20 protein-coding genes are annotated in these 20,395 nt (G+C 42.0%); 13 read left to right on the top strand and 7 right to left on the bottom strand.

The genetic code is table 11. From position 1 onward, the window contains the following. Nucleotides 1-27 precede the first annotated feature (27 nt). Nucleotides 28-1,443 carry a type I glutamate--ammonia ligase gene (gene glnA, locus FTU72_RS06245; protein WP_171064793.1) on the bottom strand — a complete coding sequence of 472 codons (1,416 nt, stop codon included), beginning with the start codon at nt 1,441-1,443 and terminating at the stop codon, nt 28-30. An 807-nt stretch (nt 1,444-2,250) separates the two neighbouring features. Here glnA and FTU72_RS06240 point away from each other — a divergent pair. Genes FTU72_RS06240 through trpC form a run of 3 tightly spaced genes read left to right on the top strand, consistent with a single transcriptional unit; the run spans nt 2,251 to nt 4,726 of the window. Further along, nucleotides 2,251-2,835 carry an aminodeoxychorismate/anthranilate synthase component II gene (locus FTU72_RS06240; RefSeq protein ID WP_004782771.1) on the top strand — a complete coding sequence of 195 codons (585 nt, stop codon included), beginning with the start codon at nt 2,251-2,253 and terminating at the stop codon, nt 2,833-2,835. 17 nt (nt 2,836-2,852) lie between these two features. Then, nucleotides 2,853-3,899 carry an anthranilate phosphoribosyltransferase gene (gene trpD / locus FTU72_RS06235; protein WP_034590018.1) on the top strand — a complete coding sequence of 349 codons (1,047 nt, stop codon included), beginning with the start codon at nt 2,853-2,855 and terminating at the stop codon, nt 3,897-3,899. Between the two features lie 20 nt (nt 3,900-3,919). Further along, the gene (gene trpC / locus FTU72_RS06230; protein WP_180052548.1) at nt 3,920-4,726 is read left to right on the top strand and encodes an indole-3-glycerol phosphate synthase TrpC; all 807 of its coding nucleotides are present in this window, start codon (nt 3,920-3,922) and stop codon (nt 4,724-4,726) included. Nucleotides 4,727-4,793: 67 nt separating this feature from the next. Here trpC and FTU72_RS06225 read toward each other — a convergent pair whose 3' ends face one another. Continuing rightward, complete coding sequence (locus FTU72_RS06225; RefSeq protein ID WP_179992054.1) at nt 4,794-5,234, bottom strand: GFA family protein; 441 nt, start codon at nt 5,232-5,234, stop codon at nt 4,794-4,796. A 252-nt stretch (nt 5,235-5,486) separates the two neighbouring features. Between FTU72_RS06225 and FTU72_RS06220 the strand changes: the two genes are divergently transcribed. The 4 genes from FTU72_RS06220 (at nt 5,487) to FTU72_RS06205 (ending at nt 8,058) form a co-directional block, all read left to right on the top strand. After that, nucleotides 5,487-6,170, top strand: a complete 684-nt coding sequence (locus FTU72_RS06220) for a Smr/MutS family protein (protein ID WP_034590020.1) — start codon at nt 5,487-5,489, stop codon at nt 6,168-6,170. A gap of 93 nt (nt 6,171-6,263) precedes the next feature. Next, nucleotides 6,264-6,812 (top strand): GTP cyclohydrolase I FolE, encoded by a 549-nt coding sequence (gene folE / locus FTU72_RS06215; protein ID WP_180052581.1) that lies wholly within the window; start codon nt 6,264-6,266, stop codon nt 6,810-6,812. Nucleotides 6,813-6,876: 64 nt separating this feature from the next. After that, nucleotides 6,877-7,236: a cupin domain-containing protein gene (locus FTU72_RS06210; RefSeq protein ID WP_159124404.1), complete on the top strand. Its 360-nt coding sequence runs from the start codon at nt 6,877-6,879 to the stop codon at nt 7,234-7,236. A 267-nt stretch (nt 7,237-7,503) separates the two neighbouring features. After that, entirely contained in the window at nt 7,504-8,058 is a 555-nt protein-coding gene (locus FTU72_RS06205; protein ID WP_180052547.1) for a DUF4385 domain-containing protein, read from the top strand. Here FTU72_RS06205 and FTU72_RS06200 read toward each other — a convergent pair. From FTU72_RS06200 to hemE, 5 genes are all read right to left on the bottom strand, one after another. Further along, nucleotides 8,055-9,452 carry a diguanylate cyclase gene (locus tag FTU72_RS06200; protein WP_180010811.1) on the bottom strand — a complete coding sequence of 466 codons (1,398 nt, stop codon included), beginning with the start codon at nt 9,450-9,452 and terminating at the stop codon, nt 8,055-8,057. The genes FTU72_RS06205 and FTU72_RS06200 overlap by 4 nt on opposite strands. Before the next feature lie 204 nt (nt 9,453-9,656). Further along, entirely contained in the window at nt 9,657-11,543 is a 1,887-nt protein-coding gene (locus FTU72_RS06195) for a DUF4105 domain-containing protein (RefSeq protein WP_180052546.1), read from the bottom strand. 73 nt (nt 11,544-11,616) lie between these two features. Beyond that, a complete protein-coding gene (locus FTU72_RS06190; protein WP_004782788.1) occupies nt 11,617-12,087 on the bottom strand; it encodes a DUF3015 family protein in 471 nt (156 codons plus the stop codon). 143 nt (nt 12,088-12,230) lie between these two features. After that, nucleotides 12,231-13,034, bottom strand: coding sequence for a DUF817 family protein (locus FTU72_RS06185; RefSeq protein ID WP_180004230.1), 804 nt, complete (start codon nt 13,032-13,034; stop codon nt 12,231-12,233). Nucleotides 13,035-13,044: 10 nt separating this feature from the next. Next, complete coding sequence (gene hemE / locus FTU72_RS06180) at nt 13,045-14,115, bottom strand: uroporphyrinogen decarboxylase (protein WP_180052545.1); 1,071 nt, start codon at nt 14,113-14,115, stop codon at nt 13,045-13,047. Between the two features lie 206 nt (nt 14,116-14,321). On the opposite strand from hemE, the gene FTU72_RS06175 reads away from it, so the two are divergent. From FTU72_RS06175 to FTU72_RS16375, 6 genes are all read left to right on the top strand, one after another. Beyond that, entirely contained in the window at nt 14,322-15,539 is a 1,218-nt protein-coding gene (locus tag FTU72_RS06175; RefSeq protein ID WP_180052544.1) for a L,D-transpeptidase, read from the top strand. Nucleotides 15,540-15,702: 163 nt separating this feature from the next. Continuing rightward, nucleotides 15,703-16,401: a pirin-like bicupin family protein gene (locus tag FTU72_RS06170; protein ID WP_180052543.1), complete on the top strand. Its 699-nt coding sequence runs from the start codon at nt 15,703-15,705 to the stop codon at nt 16,399-16,401. A gap of 305 nt (nt 16,402-16,706) precedes the next feature. Then, nucleotides 16,707-17,687, top strand: a complete 981-nt coding sequence (locus FTU72_RS06165) for a class I SAM-dependent methyltransferase (RefSeq protein WP_180052542.1) — start codon at nt 16,707-16,709, stop codon at nt 17,685-17,687. Between the two features lie 222 nt (nt 17,688-17,909). Then, on the top strand, nt 17,910-18,224 hold the full coding sequence (locus tag FTU72_RS16385; RefSeq protein ID WP_257220247.1) for a hypothetical protein: 315 nt from the start codon (nt 17,910-17,912) through the stop codon (nt 18,222-18,224). A 3-nt stretch (nt 18,225-18,227) separates the two neighbouring features. After that, nucleotides 18,228-20,093 carry an ImpA family metalloprotease gene (locus FTU72_RS16380; RefSeq protein ID WP_257220248.1) on the top strand — a complete coding sequence of 622 codons (1,866 nt, stop codon included), beginning with the start codon at nt 18,228-18,230 and terminating at the stop codon, nt 20,091-20,093. Continuing rightward, complete coding sequence (locus FTU72_RS16375; RefSeq protein ID WP_257219738.1) at nt 20,005-20,376, top strand: hypothetical protein; 372 nt, start codon at nt 20,005-20,007, stop codon at nt 20,374-20,376. Before FTU72_RS16380 ends, FTU72_RS16375 begins: the two co-directional genes overlap by 89 nt. The last annotated feature ends 19 nt before the right edge of the window (nt 20,377-20,395 follow it).

Below are 20,395 nucleotides of genomic sequence, written 5' to 3'. Positions count from 1 at the left end.
TTTTTTACAATGAAATTCAGATCAGAATTACAGACTGTAGTACATGTCGAATTCAACTGGGTGAGTAGTCGTGTTCAGACGACGTACATCTTCAGTCTTAAGTTCGATGTAAGCATCAAGCATTTCTTTAGTAAACACGCCACCTTTAAGCAGGTAGTCATGATCTTCTTTAAGAGATTCAAGTGCCATTTCAAGGCTGTGTGCCACTGTAGGGATTTTCGCTTCTTCTTCAGGAGGAAGATCGTACAGGTTCTTGTCAGCAGCTTCACCTGGGTGAATTTTGTTTTGGATACCGTCGATACCCGCCATCAACAATGCAGCGAAACCTAGGTACGGGTTCATCATTGGATCAGGGAAACGTGCTTCGATACGTTTGCCTTTAGGGCTAGAAACATAAGGAATACGGATAGAAGCTGAACGGTTACGCGCTGAGTAAGCAAGCATAATCGGTGCTTCGAAGTGAGGTACCAAACGTTTGTATGAGTTTGTAGATGGGTTAGTGATCGCATTCAATGAACGAGCATGTTTGATCACACCACCGATGAAGTACAATGCCATTTCTGAAAGGCCTGCATATTCATCACCAGCAAACAGGTTCTTGCCATCTTTAGAGATCGACATGTGAACGTGCATACCAGAACCGTTGTCGCCTACCATTGGTTTAGGCATAAAGGTTGCAGTTTTAGCGTATTGGTGCGCAACGTTCCAAACAGCATATTTGAACTGTTGTACTTCGTCAGCTTTACGAACCATTGTGTTGAAGCTCACGCCAATTTCTAACTGGCAAGATGCAACTTCGTGATGATGTACTTCTACACGACCTGGGCCCATGATTTCTTCAATTTTTGCACACATGTCTGCACGCATATCTTGATGAGAATCAACAGGAGGAACTGGGAAATAACCACCTTTAACACGTGGACGGTGACCTGAGTTACCTGCTTCGTAATCTTTACCAGTAGACCAAGCAGCTTCTTCAGCGATCAATGTGTGGCGCGCGCCAGACATGTCGATGTCCCATTTCACTTCGTCAAATACGAAGAATTCTGGTTCTGGACCGAAGAATGCAGTATCACCGATACCTGTAGATTTCAGGTATTCTTCTGCACGGCGAGCAATCGAACGTGGGTCACGTTCATAACCTTGACCAGTTGATGGTTCGATAACGTCACAAGTCACAACAACAGTTGGCTCTGCAAAGAACGGGTCGATGAAACCTGTTTCTGCATCTGGACGTAAGATCATGTCCGATGCTTCGATGCCTTTCCAACCTGCGATTGAAGAACCGTCAAACATTTTGCCGTCTTCAAACGTATCTTCATCAATACTGTCTGCTGGATAAGTAACGTGCTGTTCTTTACCCTTGGTATCAGTAAAGCGAAAATCGACCCATTTCGCGCCACTTTCTTGTATGAGTTGAAGGACCTTGTTCGCCATGCTCATTTTGCTCCGATGTTTTTTGTTGCACTCGCAAAGTGCGTGTTAGAAGTTGGTATCTATTAAGCAATTAGCGTACCAACTTTTAAAAGTATATCTAAAATCTTGAAATCTTTATAAGAAAACATAGGAAGATAAAAATACCTTGTCGCTATTATACTGTGACTTAAACTAAATGCACTATATTCAAGCATTCTTCCTGAGATTTGTTGCAGGTATTTTTTTAGCGCACCTAAATAGTGCGATGATTTCATATTAGGTAAGAATAGGAGCACTTTTCAGTGAGGAATTGCGTTTTTATGCTAATTTAGTTTAAAAAATATTCGATTTCGTTTAATTCTGGTTAAGTTTTATCAGTTACAAAGCGTGATCTGTAGGTTTATGTACTTAAAAAGATCACTATTTTGAGTCACTTTTATTCAAATTGTCGATCTTATTGTTTGATTTATCCCATGCATTATTATTCAAATGATGTTTTTTTCAGCATAATTATTTTAATAATTTAAAACCTATTTATTTTTAATTTAAAAAAATAATAACTGCAATATTTATTTAAACTTACTTTTCGTCAGTTAATTACTTATACGCACATTTAAAATATTTAAAAGGCTGGGAGGTACTCACCCGGCTGAAAATTGAAAAATTATTGCGCCCGATGTGGCTATTTTTTGCTATGATGAGGCGTGCTTTATTTTCACACAATGAAATCAACGATTTAGTCGTGTATTCCCTAGACTTGCAACAAGTCCCGATAAAGCTCAATCTGGATCACTTTAGCACAGTTAAGTGCAATAATTTCAATAGGTTAAGCTCATGCTTCTAATGATCGACAACTATGACTCCTTTACTTATAACATCGTCCAGTATTTTGGCGAACTGAATCAAGAAGTAAAAGTAGTCCGCAATGATGCCGTGACATTGGAGGATATTGAGCGATGGCAACCTAAGTATCTGGTGATTGGTCCTGGTCCATGTTCGCCAAGTGAAGCGGGAATTTCGATTCCTGCCATTCAGCATTTTGGCGGTAAGATTCCCCTGCTCGGTGTTTGTCTGGGGCATCAAAGTATTGGTCAGGCTTTTGGCGGCGATATTATTCGTGCCAAACGCGTCATGCATGGTCGCTTGTCTGATATGTATCACAGCGACAAAGGCATTTTTAGCAACCTGCCGAATCCTTTCTCTGCAACGCGTTACCACTCGCTGGTGATTGATCAGGCCACTTTACCAGAATGCCTGGAAGTGACCTGCTGGACCAATGAAGAAGATGGCTCTATGGAAGAAATCATGGGGATTAAACATAAGACACTACCGATTGAAGGTGTGCAGTTCCATCCGGAATCAATCCTGAGCCAGCATGGTCATCAGATCTTTAAAAACTTTCTTGAAATTTACGCATAATGAGCAAAACGCAAGTCATGAATATTCAACAAGCTTTAAGCAATATTACTAAAAACATTCACCTGACTCAGGAACAAATGGAAGACGTGATGCGCACCATTATGTCTGGCGAAGCAACCGATGCCCAGATCGGTGCTCTGCTCATGGGTCTACGCCTGAAAGGCGAAAGTATTGACGAGATTACTGCTGCAGCACGTGTCATGCGTGAACTGGCAACCAAAATTGATGTCAGTGATGTCCCTCATCTGGTGGATATCGTCGGTACAGGCGGTGATGGACAAAACCTGTTTAACGTATCTACCGCTTCAGCCTTTGTAATTGCAGCAGCTGGTGCAACGATTGCCAAACATGGTAACCGTGGTGTTTCTACCAAATCAGGCTCTTCAGATTTACTGGAACAGGCAGGCATTAATCTTGATTTGAATATGCAGCAAACCGAACGCTGTATCCGTGATATTGGTGTGGGCTTCCTGTTCGCACCGAATCATCACAAAGCCATGAAATATGCGATTGGTCCACGTAAAGAACTGGGTATTCGCAGTATTTTCAACCTGCTCGGCCCGCTTACGAATCCGGCCGGCGTAAAACGTTTGGTCATCGGGGTATTTTCCAATGAACTTTGCCGCCCAATTGCAGAAGTCATGAAACAGCTCGGTGCTGAACATGTCATGGTCGTACATTCACGTGATGGCTTAGATGAAATCAGTCTGGCTTCTTCGACGCATGTGGCTGAGCTGAAAAACGGTGAAATCACTGAATGGGAAATCATTCCTGAACAGGTCGACATTGAATCGCAAACCTTAACTGGCTTAATTATTGAAAGTTCAGCAGAAAGTCTGGCTCTGATTAAAGATGCCTTAGGCAAGAAGAAATCTGAGATCGGTCATAAGGCTGCCAATATGATTGCCCTAAATGCCGGTGCTGGTATTTATGTATCAGGCCTGACTTCAAGCTATAAGCAAGGTGTGGCATTGGCACACGATATTATTTATGGTGGCCAGGCACTGGAAAAAATGAGCGTGCTGTCTGAATTCACCAAAACCATCAAACAATATGAAGCTTAATACGGTCAGGAATTTGAATCATGGTTAATATTGCAAATACAATTTTGGGTAAAATTGTTGATCGTAAGAAAGAAGAGTTCGCTCTTCGTTTGAAGCAGAAAAGCTATAAGGATATAGAAGAGTTAGCTCAAGGCGCGACACCTGTACGTGGTTTTGCTCAATCTTTAATGTCTAAACGTCCGGGTGTAATCGCTGAAATTAAAAAGGCTTCTCCGTCCAAAGGCGTGATTCGTGAAAACTTCAATCCTGCAGAAATTGCGGCACAATATCAGGATGCCGGCGCTGCCTGTTTATCTGTACTGACTGATGTGGATTTTTTTCAGGGTGCTGATGAAAATATTCAGATTGCCCGTTCATACTGTGACTTGCCTGCGCTGCGTAAAGATTTCCTGATCGATCCTTATGGCGTGATTGAAGCGCGTGCCCTACATGCAGACTGTATCTTGCTGATCGTGGCCTGTCTGTCTGATCAGCAGTTAGAGGAAATGTCTAAAACCGCATTTGAGCATAATCTGGATGTACTGGTTGAAGTGCATGATGAAGAAGAATTAGGACGTGCTTTAAAACTGCCTGATCGTTGTCTGCTGGGTGTGAACAACCGTAATTTAAAAACTTTTGATGTCGACCTGAATACATCACTACGTCTGAAAAAATTACTGGATCCTTCACGCCTGCTGGTCACTGAAAGCGGTATTGCGACCCCTGCTGATGTTTCGATGATGCAGGAACATGATATTCATGCCTTCCTGGTCGGTGAAAGTTTCATGAAACAGCCACGTCCAGATCATGCTTTCCGTGATTTATTCGGTGAGCCTGAATCGGTTTAAAATATTAAGTATAAAAAAAGCCCCATCTCAGCATGGGGCTTTTTTTATTTCTATTAACCAAATTCATTTAATACTGAGTTGAATGATCAAAATAAGAGATTAATTTTTCAAATTCTGGCAGTTCAGAATAGGACTTATCCGCCTTGATTTCATCTGCCCAATCCACCTTCGAGTTCAGACAAAAACTCAGTCTGTGCTGAATTTTGGGTGCTTGATCCAGAAGCCCTAAAGGAATCCAGATCAATGCAATTGTACCTACCTGATTCGGTACAGGCGAGCCACAGTGTTGACAAAAATGAGAACGAAATCCGGTCTCTTTTTGATAGCAGGAAATTGAAGTCTGTTCTGAGGTCCATTCAAAATATTGCTGATGAACTAAAGTTGCTGCATTCGCGGCCGTACCACTCTGTTTACGACATAAACTGCAGTGACAATGATACATGGCCTGAATATTCGTATTTACTTTGAACTGGACATCGCCACACAAACAACTGCCTGAATAACTCATTTTTTTATTTTCCAGGTTTGATTGATTTATATTTAAAGAGAGATGTTCCATCGAGGCAACTGTTAAGATGATAAAAGGAGAATATTCATGAATTATTTTCTATTTAAAGTTCATCAAGCTATACAATCTTAGAAAACTATTGAGAAATTAATGCTGGGTTTGGGATATGTTGTATTTAGTGCAATTCATTTCTCCTTTCAGTTATTTAAGACTATAATTTACCAAATTCAGTATCTCCCCCGTTTCCAGATTATGAGCAAACACGATTCTTCGCTTTCTAAAGATCAGTACAATTTACTCAAAGATCTTAAAAAGCAAATTAGTCATCCTCAGCCTAAGGCTGAACCTGTTGCCCCTGTCGTGAAAACAGCGGAGCAGGAACAGGAGGAAGACCTCGATCTATTTCGCAAGCAGATGCAAGGCGTACAAAAAATTGATGCCGGCAATATTGCGAAAATAGAAAAATCTCCCAAGAAAAAAGTCGATGCGCAAACTTTGGCCAAGCGTGCTGCTGCCGAAGGCCCCATGCATACCGATGAAACCGTCCTGTCTGATACTCAAGCCATGCTCAATCCGGTTGGCAGTCAAGCGAGCTTAAGCTACCGCATTGCGACCTTGCAGCATAAGGTTTTTGAAGATTTAAAAGCAGGCAATCTGCGCTGGTTCGAAGCTGTCGACCTGCATGGTTGTACGGTCGAAGAGGCACGTCAGGCTGTGCTTCAGATTATCCAGATCGCCAAAGATGAAAACCAGAACGTGATCAAGATCGTACATGGCAAAGGGCCGGAAGCGATTTTAAAAACTTATGTCAACGGCTGGTTACGTCAGCACCGTGATGTTCTGGCCTTTGTCAGTGCGCCTGAAAAACAGGGTGGCACTGGCGCAGTTTTAGTTTTGCTAAAACGTGCAGAAAAAAATCCAAAGTTTAAACAGTAAGCGGATTTACCCCCAAAATAAGGCATTGTAAAAGATTTCTGCTACAATGCCGTCCTTGTTCATTCTCAGTTTAAGTGAATACGTCATATGACTATGCAGCAATCTTACGCAAACATTCTTACTGCCGTTGGTGAAGATCTCAATCGCCCTGGTCTCAAAGATACGCCCGTGCGTGCTGCGAAAGCGTTTTCGTATTTAACCTCAGGTTATAGCCAGACTCTGGAAGAAGTAACCAATAGTGCAGTTTTTCCATCAGATAACCGTGAAATGGTTTTAGTGAAAAATATCGAATTTTATTCACTCTGCGAACACCATTTATTGCCATTTTATGGCCGTGTACATATTGCCTATTTACCTGAAGGCAACGTATTGGGGCTGTCTAAATTTGCCCGAATTACTGAAATGTTTGCCCGTCGTTTGCAGATTCAGGAAAATCTGACCCAGCAAATCGCAGAAGCGGTTGCTGAAGTCACCAATGCACGTGGTGTGGCTGTGATGATTGATTCAGCACATATGTGTATGATGATGCGTGGTGTTGGCAAACAGGAATCGACGACGCGTACGGTGTCATTTATCGGTGACTTTAAAACCGATAAAGAAGTCCGCCGTGAGTTTTTAGGCGCTGTACCAGAAAGTTATTAATATAGATTCATACATGAAAGCCTCAATTGATATTGGGGCTTTTTTACACGATGAGGTTACGAAAATGTCATCTATTTGGATTGCGGGTCAAGGTTTAGGCCAGGCTGAAGAAAGTATCGATTATCCACGGCCAGACCGGCTGGTTAAAGGCAATCCTAAACGCCTGACCCAGAGTGCCTATCAACATCCCAATATGGATTGCGGAATCTGGCAATGTGAAGTGGGTGCCTGGAATATCGTATTTGCCGAGAATAAACAGGAATTCTTTCAGGTAATCGAAGGGATCGTCCGTTTACATGATGCTCAAAGACAATCCTTTGTTGAAATCAAGGCAGGTGAAGCCGGCATTATTCCACCCGGTTTTATTGGCACTTTTGAAGTGGTTGAAGCCGTTAAAAAATATTATGTCGTAGTAGAAAGTTAAAAGATAAGTACGAATTCAATATCTTCATCAGTTAAGGAATTTTGCAATCAATTCCTTAACTTTTCTACGTATTCATTCAATTTCTTAAAATTTTATCCCTACATTCTTTTCAAAAAGTTGTCTCATTAACTTAACTTCCCTAGTTTTAAAAATAAACAAATTGATGCTGCATAATTAATTTCCTGACTACATTTCCTGCCATGTTTAAATACAGATCTTTTGTTTAGAAAGCTGCATGATCCAAGTGTATAAATTCTGGAAACAGCCATGAGTAGAAAACAGCCTGATCCGCCTAAACGCCCTTCACGTGTTCATTCAAATAGTTTTGACTATAGTCTGGATTTTAAAAAAATTGATTTCCGTAAACGGCCGGACTTATACCGGATTGGACGCGGTGAGCAAGGCGTGCTTTTAGTAGAACCTTATAAGTCGGAAATTCTGCCCCACTGGCGTTTTGCAGATGCTGAAAAAGCCCAAGCCAGTAGTGAAAAAATTTATGCCCTATTTCTGGAATATTTAAAACAGGAAGATTTCGTCGGGGCCGATATGGCACGCAAGTTTTTACAAATGGGTTATACCCGCGCCCGACGTTATGCCAATCATAAAGGCGGCAAAAAATACGATGGTCCGGTTCCAGATGATAAAAAGAGTTTAAGTGGTGCGCATGGGCGTGAGGAATTGCCGCGCAGTTCTGAAGATCCGGTTAAAGCTGCTGCAGCGAAAATATTTAAACAAAAATGGGATAAAGCCAAAGTCCATCCCGAATATGTACGGCAAAAACAGCAATTTCAGGCTGCGATTCAGCAGCAAATTTTAAATTAGACAGACGCTTTTTGTGCGCCCTGAATTTGAGAAGGTTGCGCCAGATAGACCCGGTTACGCCCTGTATTTTTAGCCATATACAGTGCAGCATCTGCGGCATCCAGGAATCTTTGGTAATCCGGATGACCATCAAATAACGCGCAGCCGATACTAACCGTGAGTCTAAATTGCTGTCCTTGAGCCGTACTGATCAGGCCATGCTCTACATATGTACGGATATTTTCAGCAATGTTCAGCGCGCGTCTTTCATCGGAATCCACCAGCAGCAGCAGGAATTCTTCCCCACCGACACGGAACGCATAGTCACTGCCCTGAATATATTTCTGTAAGGCATCAGCAATAAATTTTAAGGCCAGATCGCCGGCTGCATGACCATATTTATCATTAATGGCTTTGAAGAAGTCGGCATCAATCGCTAGCAAGGATAATGGTGTCTGGTTATCACGAGAGAAATTGATTTCACGTGAAATAATGGTATTTAAATAACGGCGATTCAATAACTGGGTTAGAGAGTCATTTCCAGATTCGATGTAATCTGCAACCTGGAATAATTGATCGACCAAGTGCTGTATTTCACGGTTTAAGTCACGAATACTTTGAATCAGATTCAGCATCTGATCTTTTTCAGTACATTCCAGCACTGCCTGATTCAGCGTATCGATCTGATAAATTCGCTCGATAATTAAATCGACCTGATCAGAACCGGTAAAGGCATAAGACGCCTTATGAATAAACCATAAGCCAAATTCTGACTTGGACAGCATTTGATGTCTAATGCCTGTAGTTCCAGAAAAGACCTTGAACATCAGCTCATTTTCCCAATCCAGCAATGAACTGCGCTGTTTATCTTTTTGTACCGCGACATCTTGCATTGCAGAAAATACCCGGTAACTGTGCTTCATTTCCTGATTCTGGACGGATTTCGCCTCATAGGAACGACACATAATTTCTGTGGCAAATCCCATGATTTGTACAATATAACTACAGGTAGTAAGCATGTTCGGCTGCGGATTTAAACTCAGCAATTCAAACATTTTGCGCTGAATTTCTCGTACACCGCGCATAATCAGCCAGGATGGAATCCCGACGCGTGCATGCACATGTCCAACGATATTCTGTTTTTGCACAGCCTCTGCATAACGCTTATTCAGCGCTACACTAAAACTTTCTGAAAGCCATTGATGTAAAGTATCGCGTAAACGCTGCTGAATCAGCTCATCAGTAAAATACTGAGATGCTTCTTCTTCCAGAAGCATATTTTTATAGAATTCTTCTACCAGTACCAAAGAGTGGTCTTGAATAAACTGAAATGCGTGTAGCAAATCATCTGATGAATAATTTTGACAGATCTGCTCCCACTGCTCCGCCAGCATAGCCATACACTCATTATTCATATAACTTTTCCCGATACTTTGCGATTCGCAGTGATATTATGTGACAAATACAACAATATTCAGGCATTTTAACCCAATTACTGAATACAATCTTTGATAATATCGGTAGAAGTCTCCGAACATGAATTTATTTTAAACATTCAAATACAAGTCATTTGATCTATAAAATTAATTTACTCAATATTCGATGTTATGTTCGCCAAATCAGAAATAATGGACTAAGCCCAGACTCCATTTTTCCCAGTCTTTCGAGTCCTGTTGCTGATATTCCCAGCCCGCCCGAATGGCATTTTGTGTATTCCATGCATATTGCAACTGGCTTTTCAACTTCAGTTGCCACTGATGAGAATCTTCCCAGTATGGTAATTCTACCTGTACCAGACTATTAACCTGATTCGTCCAGATATTCTGGCAACCCACCGTTGGCCCCATACCGATACGCCATCCTTTGTCTAGCGCCTTTCCGGCCTGCACATGATTTTGTAGCTGCACATAGCAGAGATGTTCACGTGCTTCATTTGCCCAGCTATAGCCCCCCTGGACCTGAAAATTGGCTACGCCATGCTGCTGCTCGGTACTAAACTGGCCATGCTGATCCAGTGCTTCCTGTTTCCAGCCCAAACTAAAACCCCAAGATAACGGCGCTTTAAACGCATTAATTGGGTTATAGGAATTTACTGTAAGTAGATCCAGATGCTCCAGCTTCACGCGGTCATCACGATACTGCAATGCACCATCAAGGAATAATAATTGGGTTCCTGTACGAAGCCCGCCTTGCGGATCCATGAGGTCGTGATAAGCCTGACGATGCCCCAACTGCACAAAAGTCTCACCCTGTACTTGCCCAGTTTCAAGAACGATATTTCGGGCATGATGGCTTTGAACCGGATCTATTTTTGGACGCTCTGGCTGCTGACGCTGTTTGTCTATCGCCAACTGACTTCTTAAGCCCAATAATTTGCGAAAGCGCGGCTGGGCAAAAGATTCATCAACTTCTTGACGAAGAAAATCCAGATATAAATGGTCGTAGGCCATTTCCAGAATCTTGGCTTGGTCTTCAGCCGGATAATGTTGCAGCATGGCTTCCATTTCAGAGGTTTCTGCATAAGCCACCTGATGCGCAGTTTTTGCCAAGGATTTGCCATGTTGCCGGGCTTGAGCCAGCAATTGAGTTTCCAGCGCCGGACGATAAATTTTCTTCCTGATCAGTCCCTGCTGTTCCACAACTTTTAAAGTTTCGACCGGAATCGCGGCGGTATCGAATTGCTGCTGCAAGTTCAGTTCAGGACGCACCAGATCAAAAAGCCCTAATAGACGATAGGCACAGTTATCATTAATGAAATAATAAGGGAAACTTACCTGTTGCATTTCCCAGAGATGCTTCACCAGAAATCCGGTGTCTTCAGGCGTCAGATTAAGTTCATATTCCCATAAATCACGGCTTTCAAAGTCACCATATTCCTTGACTTTGCGGTAATACGGCATCAAGGAATATTCACCCGGATATTGGCCGGTCAGCCCTTTCCAGGCAAAGGACCAGTTATCATTGCTGTCGACTGTGGCAGCATAATTGACCGCATAAGAAACCAGATTAAGTTGCTGCTGGTCTTTTGGGTCCAGACGCAGCAAAGTATGACCAAACATGGAGCTGGGATTACCCATATAATCGGTGGCATAAATCAGGGTCGCCTGATAAGGCTTGACTTCATTCATCCAGCGCTCAAAATCCGGGCAACTCGCTTCAGGCAATTGCTGTTCAGAAATATTCAGCTGTTGCATTAACCACTGACTACGTGCCGGGAATTTACATCGTACAGACTGATTGGGTTCTGCGGGCTCAAACAATGCCTGTATATTTTGCTTTAATTCAAGCTGCAGATCTGTCTTGCCCGGCTTTGCCAGAAAATAGCCAGCATAACTGACTTCACTTTTTCCTTCAGCATTGGCATACATCAAACGCTTCCAGGTCGAAGTCTGGTGCAATTTTTTTTGTGTGGCTTGTTCTAGATAAGCTTGAATATCTGGAGAAATTTCGGATGCAAAACTTAGCGGACTCCACAGCAAGGCTGAGAGCAAAAAAGCATATTTCATTCAGTCTACGGTTCTTTTCAGTTTTTATTTATAAGAAAACCCTGCCAGGACAGCAGGGTTTTTACAGCGATACTTAGATATAAGCTTTTAATACTTCATCTTTAGCCATGACTGTTTGTAGAGTACTTAACACTTGTAAAGTATTCTGGTTTTCTTCTGAATAGATTTCAGAGAAATTCTGCTTAGATACAGTGAAGAAACGTGCTTTGTCTTCTGCCTTGATATTTAGCAGTTCAGCCAGTACATTCAGGCTTTCACCTTCACCTACGGCCATATCACGTGCCAATGCCTCAGCATTTTCATTGGTAAAAGTCACGACTTGAGCCGTTACTGTACCGCCCTGGCTACATCCTAAAGTACCGAAAGTAATACCCAGCCACTGGTTAGTAAACAGGACGTTTGTTGTACCTGCAAGCAGCTTAGGAATAATGCCTGACTGGCCTGCCCATACCTGGCTACCAATACCACAACCTACATCTCTATCCGCCATCGCCATACCAGAACCCGTTGCCAATACCACAGCGAGCATAATCTTTTTTAACATACTTATTCTCCGGTTATTCTCATGCATCTTTTGTTATTACGCTAATGATGTAATCTTCATTACACATTCAGGAGAGTAGCGGGAAGTCTAATTTGGCGCAATGAAAAAACTGTCTGATTTACATAAAGATAAACAGAATAGTTTTACCGGGTTTTTAGACTCCAGTTACCTTGAGAATTACGCTGTCCTAGAATCTTTAATACCAGCACCAGACTGAGCAATAAAAGTAAATACCAGGAACCGAGCTTGCCCCAACCGACCATATGCCATTTTTCTACCTGGCTTGGATATAGCCAGATCTGATAAAAGGTACTGATGTTCTCAGCCACCCAGATAATGAAAGCCAAAATCAACAGGACAGGCAACATCGGCAGCTGAAAAGCATGCTGATTCAACTGAAATCGAATTCTGGTTTTCCAGAACATCACTACACTCCAGACAAATAACAGCAAGCGATAGTCCGGAATAAAGAATTTGCTCATGAAGTTGATGTAGGACAAGACTGCCAAGGCCAGCATGTGGCTAAAGCGCGGCAATTTTTCAAATGAGACTTGGTATAAGCGTAAGGAACGTGCAAAAAAACTGCCGACAGCCGAATACATAAAGCCGGCAAATAAAGGCACCGTCAGTATTTTAAAAATTGCAGGTTGTGGATATTGCCAGGATGCAATCGCCGGATGGGTCAGGAAAATTTCCATAACCATCGCCATGATATGGAACAAGGCAATTACTTTGGCTTCGGCCCAAGATTCCAGTTTGGTATAGAGCAATACCATCTGAATCAGTAAAGCAAAAAATAATAGATAGTCATAGCGGTAGAAACCATAAAAAAGTTCACTACCCATTGATGCGGTTTGTGCAAAAGCAAGCAGGAGCAGAATCCCAAATAAGGCAGCCGAAGCTGCCTTATAGGTAAATTCAAACCCTGATTTAAAAAAGTCGATCAAGGTTTACATCCTAAAGATATTTAGCGCTGTACTCATGTACGGTATCAATAAATACTTTAGGATTGGCTGGATCCACCCACTGGGTAATGCCATGACCTAAGTTGGCTACATAACCGGTTTTTTCACCGTTGGCATAGGCATCATCCAGCATCAACTTGGTCGCTTTAGCAATCGCGTCCGGAATGCCATATAAAGTTGCCGGATCCAGGTTGCCTTGTAGCGCAGCACGACCTGCAACAGTCTGGCGTGCAACATTGAGCGGCGTGGTCCAGTCCAGACCAAAAGCATCTGCACCGGTCGCGACCATAGGCTCTAGCCATTGGCCACCACCTTTGGTAAACAGAATCACTGGAATCTTGCGGCCATCTTTTTCACGTTGCAAACCTGCCACAATTTTCTGCATATAATTGAGTGAAAATTCAATATATTCACGATGCGCAAGTGCACCGCCCCAACTATCGAAAATCTGCACTGCCTGAGCACCGGCATCGATCTGGGCATTCAGATATTCAGTCACAGCATCTGCTAAACGTTCTAATAAAGCATGCAGAACTTCTGGCTGTGCGTACATCATGTTTTTAGTGAAGCGGAAATCTTTACTGGAACCCCCTTCAACCATATACGTCGCCAAGGTCCACGGGCTGCCGGAGAAGCCGATCAATGGTACTTGCCCCCCCAAAGCCGAACGAATAGTCGATACTGTATTCATTACATAATCAAGGTCAGACTTGGCATTAAATTTGGATAAATTAGCCACATCCTGTTCAGTCCGCACAGTTTTGTGGAATTTCGGACCTTCACCTGCTTCAAAATAAAGACCCAGACCTAAAGCATCTGGTACAGTCAGAATGTCAGAAAATAAAATGGCTGCATCCAGCTCATAACGGCGTAAAGGCTGCAAAGTCACTTCACAGGCAAATTCAGTATTTTTGCAAAGAGAAAGGAAATCCCCTGCTTTGGCACGTGTTTCTCGATATTCTGGTAAATAACGGCCTGCCTGACGCATCATCCATACAGGGGTAGTATCTACAGGTTCACGTAACAATGCGCGCAGAAAACGATCATTTTTTAAGGTCGTCATTCACTTTCCTATCTATCTTTGATATTGCCCACATCATAACAAAATGGCTGCATTTTGAATAACTTCTCATGACTTTAAAAACCGATCATGTTAAGTGATCAAATGTGAGGAATTACACAAAAGAACTACTGCATCTCCACATTTTTTCTGTAATACTTATAGTGTTTTTTCACATAGTTAACGAAATATTTTTAAGGTTGAGTTACATGTTAGTTCGCACAATGCTCGCTGTGAGTCTAGGTTGCATTTTCGCAGGTACTGTTTTCGCTGCGTCTACTGCTGAACAACCATTAAACCCCCAAGTTGTCACTGATGTTGCGGTTCAGGATCCGATTGATCCTTTAGCAACTGAAGCTTCGGCAGCACAAGCAGAAACTCGAATTAGTGCTCAAGAACAACAAGATCTGAAGAAAGCTTCTGAAGCATTAGATGTATTACAAGATACTGAAGACCAGACTGCCGATATCGGTGCTGCTCCAACCACGACTAAAGCAGCGACGAATTCTGCTGCTGCGAAAGCATCTTGGACTTTAGACGGCCTTAATAATGCAAGCTGGTATGAAGATATTGGTAAAGGCCAATTTCCGGTATATGCACGTGCGCATGTCATGTTAAATAATGCCCATGCTTCTCCAGGTGCGATTGACGGTACTAGCGGTAAAAATACCTTGAAAGCGATCGCATCTTTCCAGCAAATGAATGGTATTAAACCAACCGGTACATTGACTCAGGAAACTTGGGATGCCCTATTGGCTAAACAGGGTTCTAAGCCTGCTTTTGTGGAATACACCATCACTGAAGAAGACCTGAAAGGTCCTTATGCCGAGTCTATTCCTTCTGACTATGCCTTACAGGCAAAAATGAAAGGTCTGTATTACACTCGCGTAACTGAAATGCTGGGTGAAAAATTCCATATGGATGAAGACTTTTTGAAAAAGTTAAATCCAAAAGCTACCTTCAAAAAAGCTGGGGAAAAGCTGATTGTTGCCAATATCCGCAATGAAGTTCCTGAAGATATTCATTTAATTGTGGCGCATAAAGGTGCTAAGCAGCTTTATCTGTTCAATAGCCGTAACCAGATGATCGCTTCTTTCCCTGCAACGATTGGCAGTTCGAGTACTCCATCGCCAACAGGAACTTATAAAGTGACTGGCGTAGCGAAAAACCCATGGTATAGCTACTCACCATCTAACTTTGTTCAAGGCAACAACAAGAAACCACTTTCTTTACCACCTGGTCCAAACGGTCCTGTAGGTAATATCTGGATCGGTTTAAGCAAAAAATCATTTGGTATTCATGGTACGCCAAATCCATCTGCAATCTCTAAAACTGCGTCACATGGTTGTATCCGTCTGACTAACTGGGATGCGAATGATTTAGGCCTTAAAGTGAAATCAGGTGTAACAGTGCGTTTCCTTGAATAATCTTTATTTAAATACCTAAGCCTGCTTACGAGTGGGCTTTTTTATACCTGCTTTCTCTTACATCGTTGCAAAAATGCAATGATCTGTCGCCTGTTTATAATTTTTTAAGAATTAAAACAACGTTATGATGATCTCAAGTTAAAAATTAAAGTGAGATAAATTCATGAAAGCTTTTCTACATCCAAGTGAAAATCGTGGTCATGTAAAAATGGGCTGGCTGGAGTCTAAACACAGCTTCTCATTTGGCAACTGGTACAATCCGAACTATATGGGCGTGAGTGCCTTACGCGTTATTAATGATGATCTGATTGATGCACATCAGGGCTTTGGTACCCATACGCATGACAATATGGAAATCCTGACCTGTGTATTGAAAGGCACGATTACTCATCAGGACAGTATGGGCAATCATGGCGGTATTGCAGCAGGTGAATGGCAACTGATGAGTGCTGGAACCGGTGTACGTCATAGTGAAATGAACCAGGGCGATGAACAGGTGCATCTCCTGCAAATCTGGATCATTCCGAATGAACATGATGCTCAGCCAAATTATCAGCAAATTCGTCTGGACGCAAAAGAACAACCAAATCAATGGCATTTAATTTGTGGACCAAATGACAATGCACCCATGCACATTCGTCAAAATGCAGAAGTCAAAACCGCAGTGATCCAGCAAGGTCAAAGTCTAGATATTAAGGCAACCCAGCATATCAATTATGTACATGTGATTTCTGGTTCAGTACAAATTTCGGAATATACAGTTGAAGCTGGTGGTGCGATTGCCTTTATGGATGACGCAGAAATTAAAGCAATTGAAGATGCTCAGGTGATCTGGTTTGATTTACCAGAAGCTACTCATTAAAACTTCTATTTATATTCAGTCTATGCCGACTCATCATTTTGATCAGTCGGCATTTTTATAGAAAACATATAAAAATAAAAGTGATTCATTCTTTATAAGGATTTGGGCTTCAATATACCACTATACAAATTAAACCAATTCACATCAGTTTTTTACCGAACAACAGTAAATTTTGGGCGAAGATTGAGCTGATCCATTTTGATTGAATCAATATAGCGAATGGCTGTTCTGGTCATTATCTTGTATAGATTAAACAGGTGTATGCACCTTTTCATTTATTCTGAATAAACCGAAGAGCACATCTAATGAACCAGATTTTAGAAATCCAAAGCAGCCAGCAACAAGCTCTGCACTTTTTATTAGACTTTTTAAAACAGCAGCAATATCAGTTTACCGCCATTACGCCACTTTCCCATCAACGGATTCTGGATCGTAAAAGAAGCGAAAAAAATAAATATAAAACCTTACAGGATATCTTTGGCTGGAATCTGGAATTTACAATTACCGATCTTGATCCTGTTCTTTTTTCATTATTGTTAGAACATCAGCTTTTGGAAGTTCAGGATAATACATATAAAAGTCTGATCAGAGTCGCTTCACTCGAAGACGAATTATTTATTCACTCAGCCTTTCCCACCACCCAACAGGACGCTGTTTTTTTTGGTCCTGATACTTACCGTTTTGCCTATCATTTAAAGCAGTATTTATCTTGCCAGGCCAATTCTTTTAAACGGGCGGCTGAAATATGCTGTGGCACTTCTGCTGCTGCAATTCATATAGCTAAACATTTTCCAGATCATGAGGAAATCTTTGTCGCAGATCTGAATCCGAAAGCCCTTCTCTATAGCCAGATTAATATTGATTTTTCAGGTTTTAATTCGATTCATCCTGTGCAGAGTAATTTATTTTCTGGTCTTGAAGGTCAGTTTGACCTGATTTTTGCCAATCCCCCTTATTTAATTGATCCAGATCAACGGCAATACCGTCATGGTGGCAATGAACTGGATGGTAATGAATTGTCTTTTAAGATTATTAAACAGGGTTTACAACGACTCAGTCCAGATGGACGTCTATTTTTATATACTGGCGTCACTATTTGTCAGGATGGCAATCGCTTCTTACAGCATCTGGAAGCTTTGATGAAACAGCATCAAAATATTAACTGGTCTTATGAGGAAATTGATCCGGATATTTTTGGTGAAGAGTTAGAGCAACCTGCTTATCAACATGTAGAAAGAATTGCGCTGGCTCTGCTCAAGTTCAAAGTCAAAACTGATAGAACATGAAATTTCAGCTCGGGTTGAGGCCATTTTTAAACTGCGGCCTAATTAAAACAAATAAAAATTAAATCAACCCACATCACATTTAAGATTATTTATCATTAAAAACATATACTTAAATTAAATATTAGTTCTATTTTACCGCCACTTACTTCTATAATTCTCATCTGATATTTACGACAACTTTAAAAATAATGTCGTCTTTTTGGTTATACCTTGGGGAAAATTGTGGAAAGAAATTATTTGAGGTTGAGAACAGCCTTACTAGCCTTATCGCTATCGATGAGTCTGATTGCCTGTGGTGGAGATGGCAGTAGCGGACCATCTTCTCCTGCAGAAACACCAGATTCTGCTGTTAATCCACCATCAACAACTAATCCATCTGATAACGAGGAATCATCCCCCTCACCTGTAGAAACACCTGATGGCATTACACCACCTTTAAATCCACAAACGCCAACAACCACCCGGATTAATAAGGCATTGAGTACAGGTGATGCCCGACCTTTGATTCAGCAAGATTCCGCTACATTGCTAGACTAGGCCCTGCAGCTCGCCAAGCAACAACAAACATGGCAAAAGGGTTTAATTACCTCACTCTATACCAGTTCGAATGGCAAAGTTTTGCAACCTCAACTGCAATTTACGCCAACTGCTTCGATTAATCTTTATCCTTATGATTTAAGCGCAGCTCTACCAATCGCAGTTTCAGATCAAGCCTGCGGCTGGAATTTAAGTCAGCAGGCGAATAAAGGCTGTGGTTTGGGAGTCGCATCACAAATCGGTAAAGGCCGTGCGCTGGCTTTTGGCCAGAATATGCTTGGGGGGATCTCAGCGAATAATCCTGACATGGTAGATTTTGCACCCGTGCTCAACAATGGTTTTCGCTGGCTATTAACTGGGAAAACACAAGCACAGCCTAAACAAGAACTAAAACTTACCGTAAATGGTCTGGCACAAACCAACCTGAGCATGATAGAGAATTATTTTGCCCAGCATTTAGGGGTTAAAGTTACCTTTCTACAATGTAATGTACTGGATCAAACCAATACCTGCTGGAAAGATGCTGACCTGATGATTTTAGGCAGTAATATTGGCGCCAATAATTTTGAATCCAGCTTGATTCAGGAATATCTGGAGGCAGGTAAGCCAATATATTTCCAGGCAATGGGTTATAACGTTACTACACCGATGGAAAAAATCTTTTCGGCATTGAAGATTGAAACCAATAATAATTACTGGCGTGGCCAAGATACTTTACTCATGTCTTCAGGACGTTCCATCACAGATCAATGGAATAAAGTGAATGACATTGATAGTACGATCCAAATGCTGGAATATTTCAAGTCACCAGGTGCGGTACGTTTAGGGGATTTAAATGCCAATAATCCGTTGATTCAAACAATCAATAAAGCTTCTACCAATCTACAAAATTTAAATGCACAAGGCATTACTGCATTTAGCGCAAAAAATAATAATCAGATTCTAAAAGCCTTGGTGTTATTGGCAGATCTCTGGCGTCCAGGCGTGAATTACAGCGGACTGTCGAAAAATGGCGATGCTCTAACTTTTATGCGTACTTATGCCAGTGATTCCTGGACGGACTATAAACGCAAAACCACATTGGTGAATCCAAATGGTGCTGGCGATTATATGCCAGCATCTGCACAAAACATGGCTGTCAGTGCGCAAGCCGAAACCATTACCGTGACCATTCCACAAGGCAGTGGAATTACCACAATTGGTCGTGCCAGCATTCCGGGCAAACCTGTCAGTATTGAGATTGTTGATGCTCAGGGTGCGCAGCTTTCAGTCCAGACCAGCTATTTACGTGCCTGGGGCAATCCCTTTGATGATGGCGGCTATAAACGTCCTCGCCGTCCCAATAGTTTCGCCGTGAAATTAGATGCCAGCCAAAGCAATGACTTTATCAGCCCGTTCGGTGGACCATTGATGTTGAATTACAGCAATGCCAAAGCAGGCTCGGTGGTGACCTTAAAAATCAAAGGCGCAGCAAAATATGCGCATTATGATTTTACTCAAACGATCACTGAAGCGGATATTAGCGAGGCCACCAGCATCCTGCAAAGTAGAAACTTCGGCTGGAACACTTTTAAATTTGTTGGTGGTGAAATTCAACAGACCAATGACTATGCTTTAAAAGCCATTGGTGATCGATCGGCACGTACCTATGTGGATCAGATTAAGGGCGTAATCTTTGACAGTAACCACATTGCTAACGGTTATAACAACATGCCGCTGGATAGCAGTACGGCACAGCGTTGTAATGAATTAGGCTGGGATTGTACCGGCACAGTTCATCGTGCCCCGTGTTCAACATTTTGTGGGCTGGATTGCGACCTGTGGCTTCCTGTGCTCAGGAAATCCATCAGATGGGTCAACTGGTATTGATACCGGTTGGGGCTGGGTGCATGAACTGGGACATAATACTGTTCAGGATGTCTTAACCATGGTATTCCCTTCCACTGAAACCGGGAAAACTATTGGTTGCGTAGTGGAATGTAATAACAACATTCTGGCAGGCCTAAGCATGATGCGTAAATATCATCTATATGCTCAGGACAGTAATGCCAGCAATTTCCGTCACCCAACTTTATATGCCAATATCAAGGATACACGAAGTCTTGGTCTGTCAGGTGAGGTACAACGTGCCGCCATGGAAAAACGCTTATAGCAAGATGGCTATCATGTAT

The sequence above is a fragment of the Acinetobacter sp. YH12137 genome (assembly GCF_013418535.1).
GTDB lineage: Bacteria > Pseudomonadota > Gammaproteobacteria > Pseudomonadales > Moraxellaceae > Acinetobacter.
The sequence above is the reverse complement of the archived record's forward strand: the minus strand, read 5'-3'. Positions and strand labels throughout refer to the sequence as shown.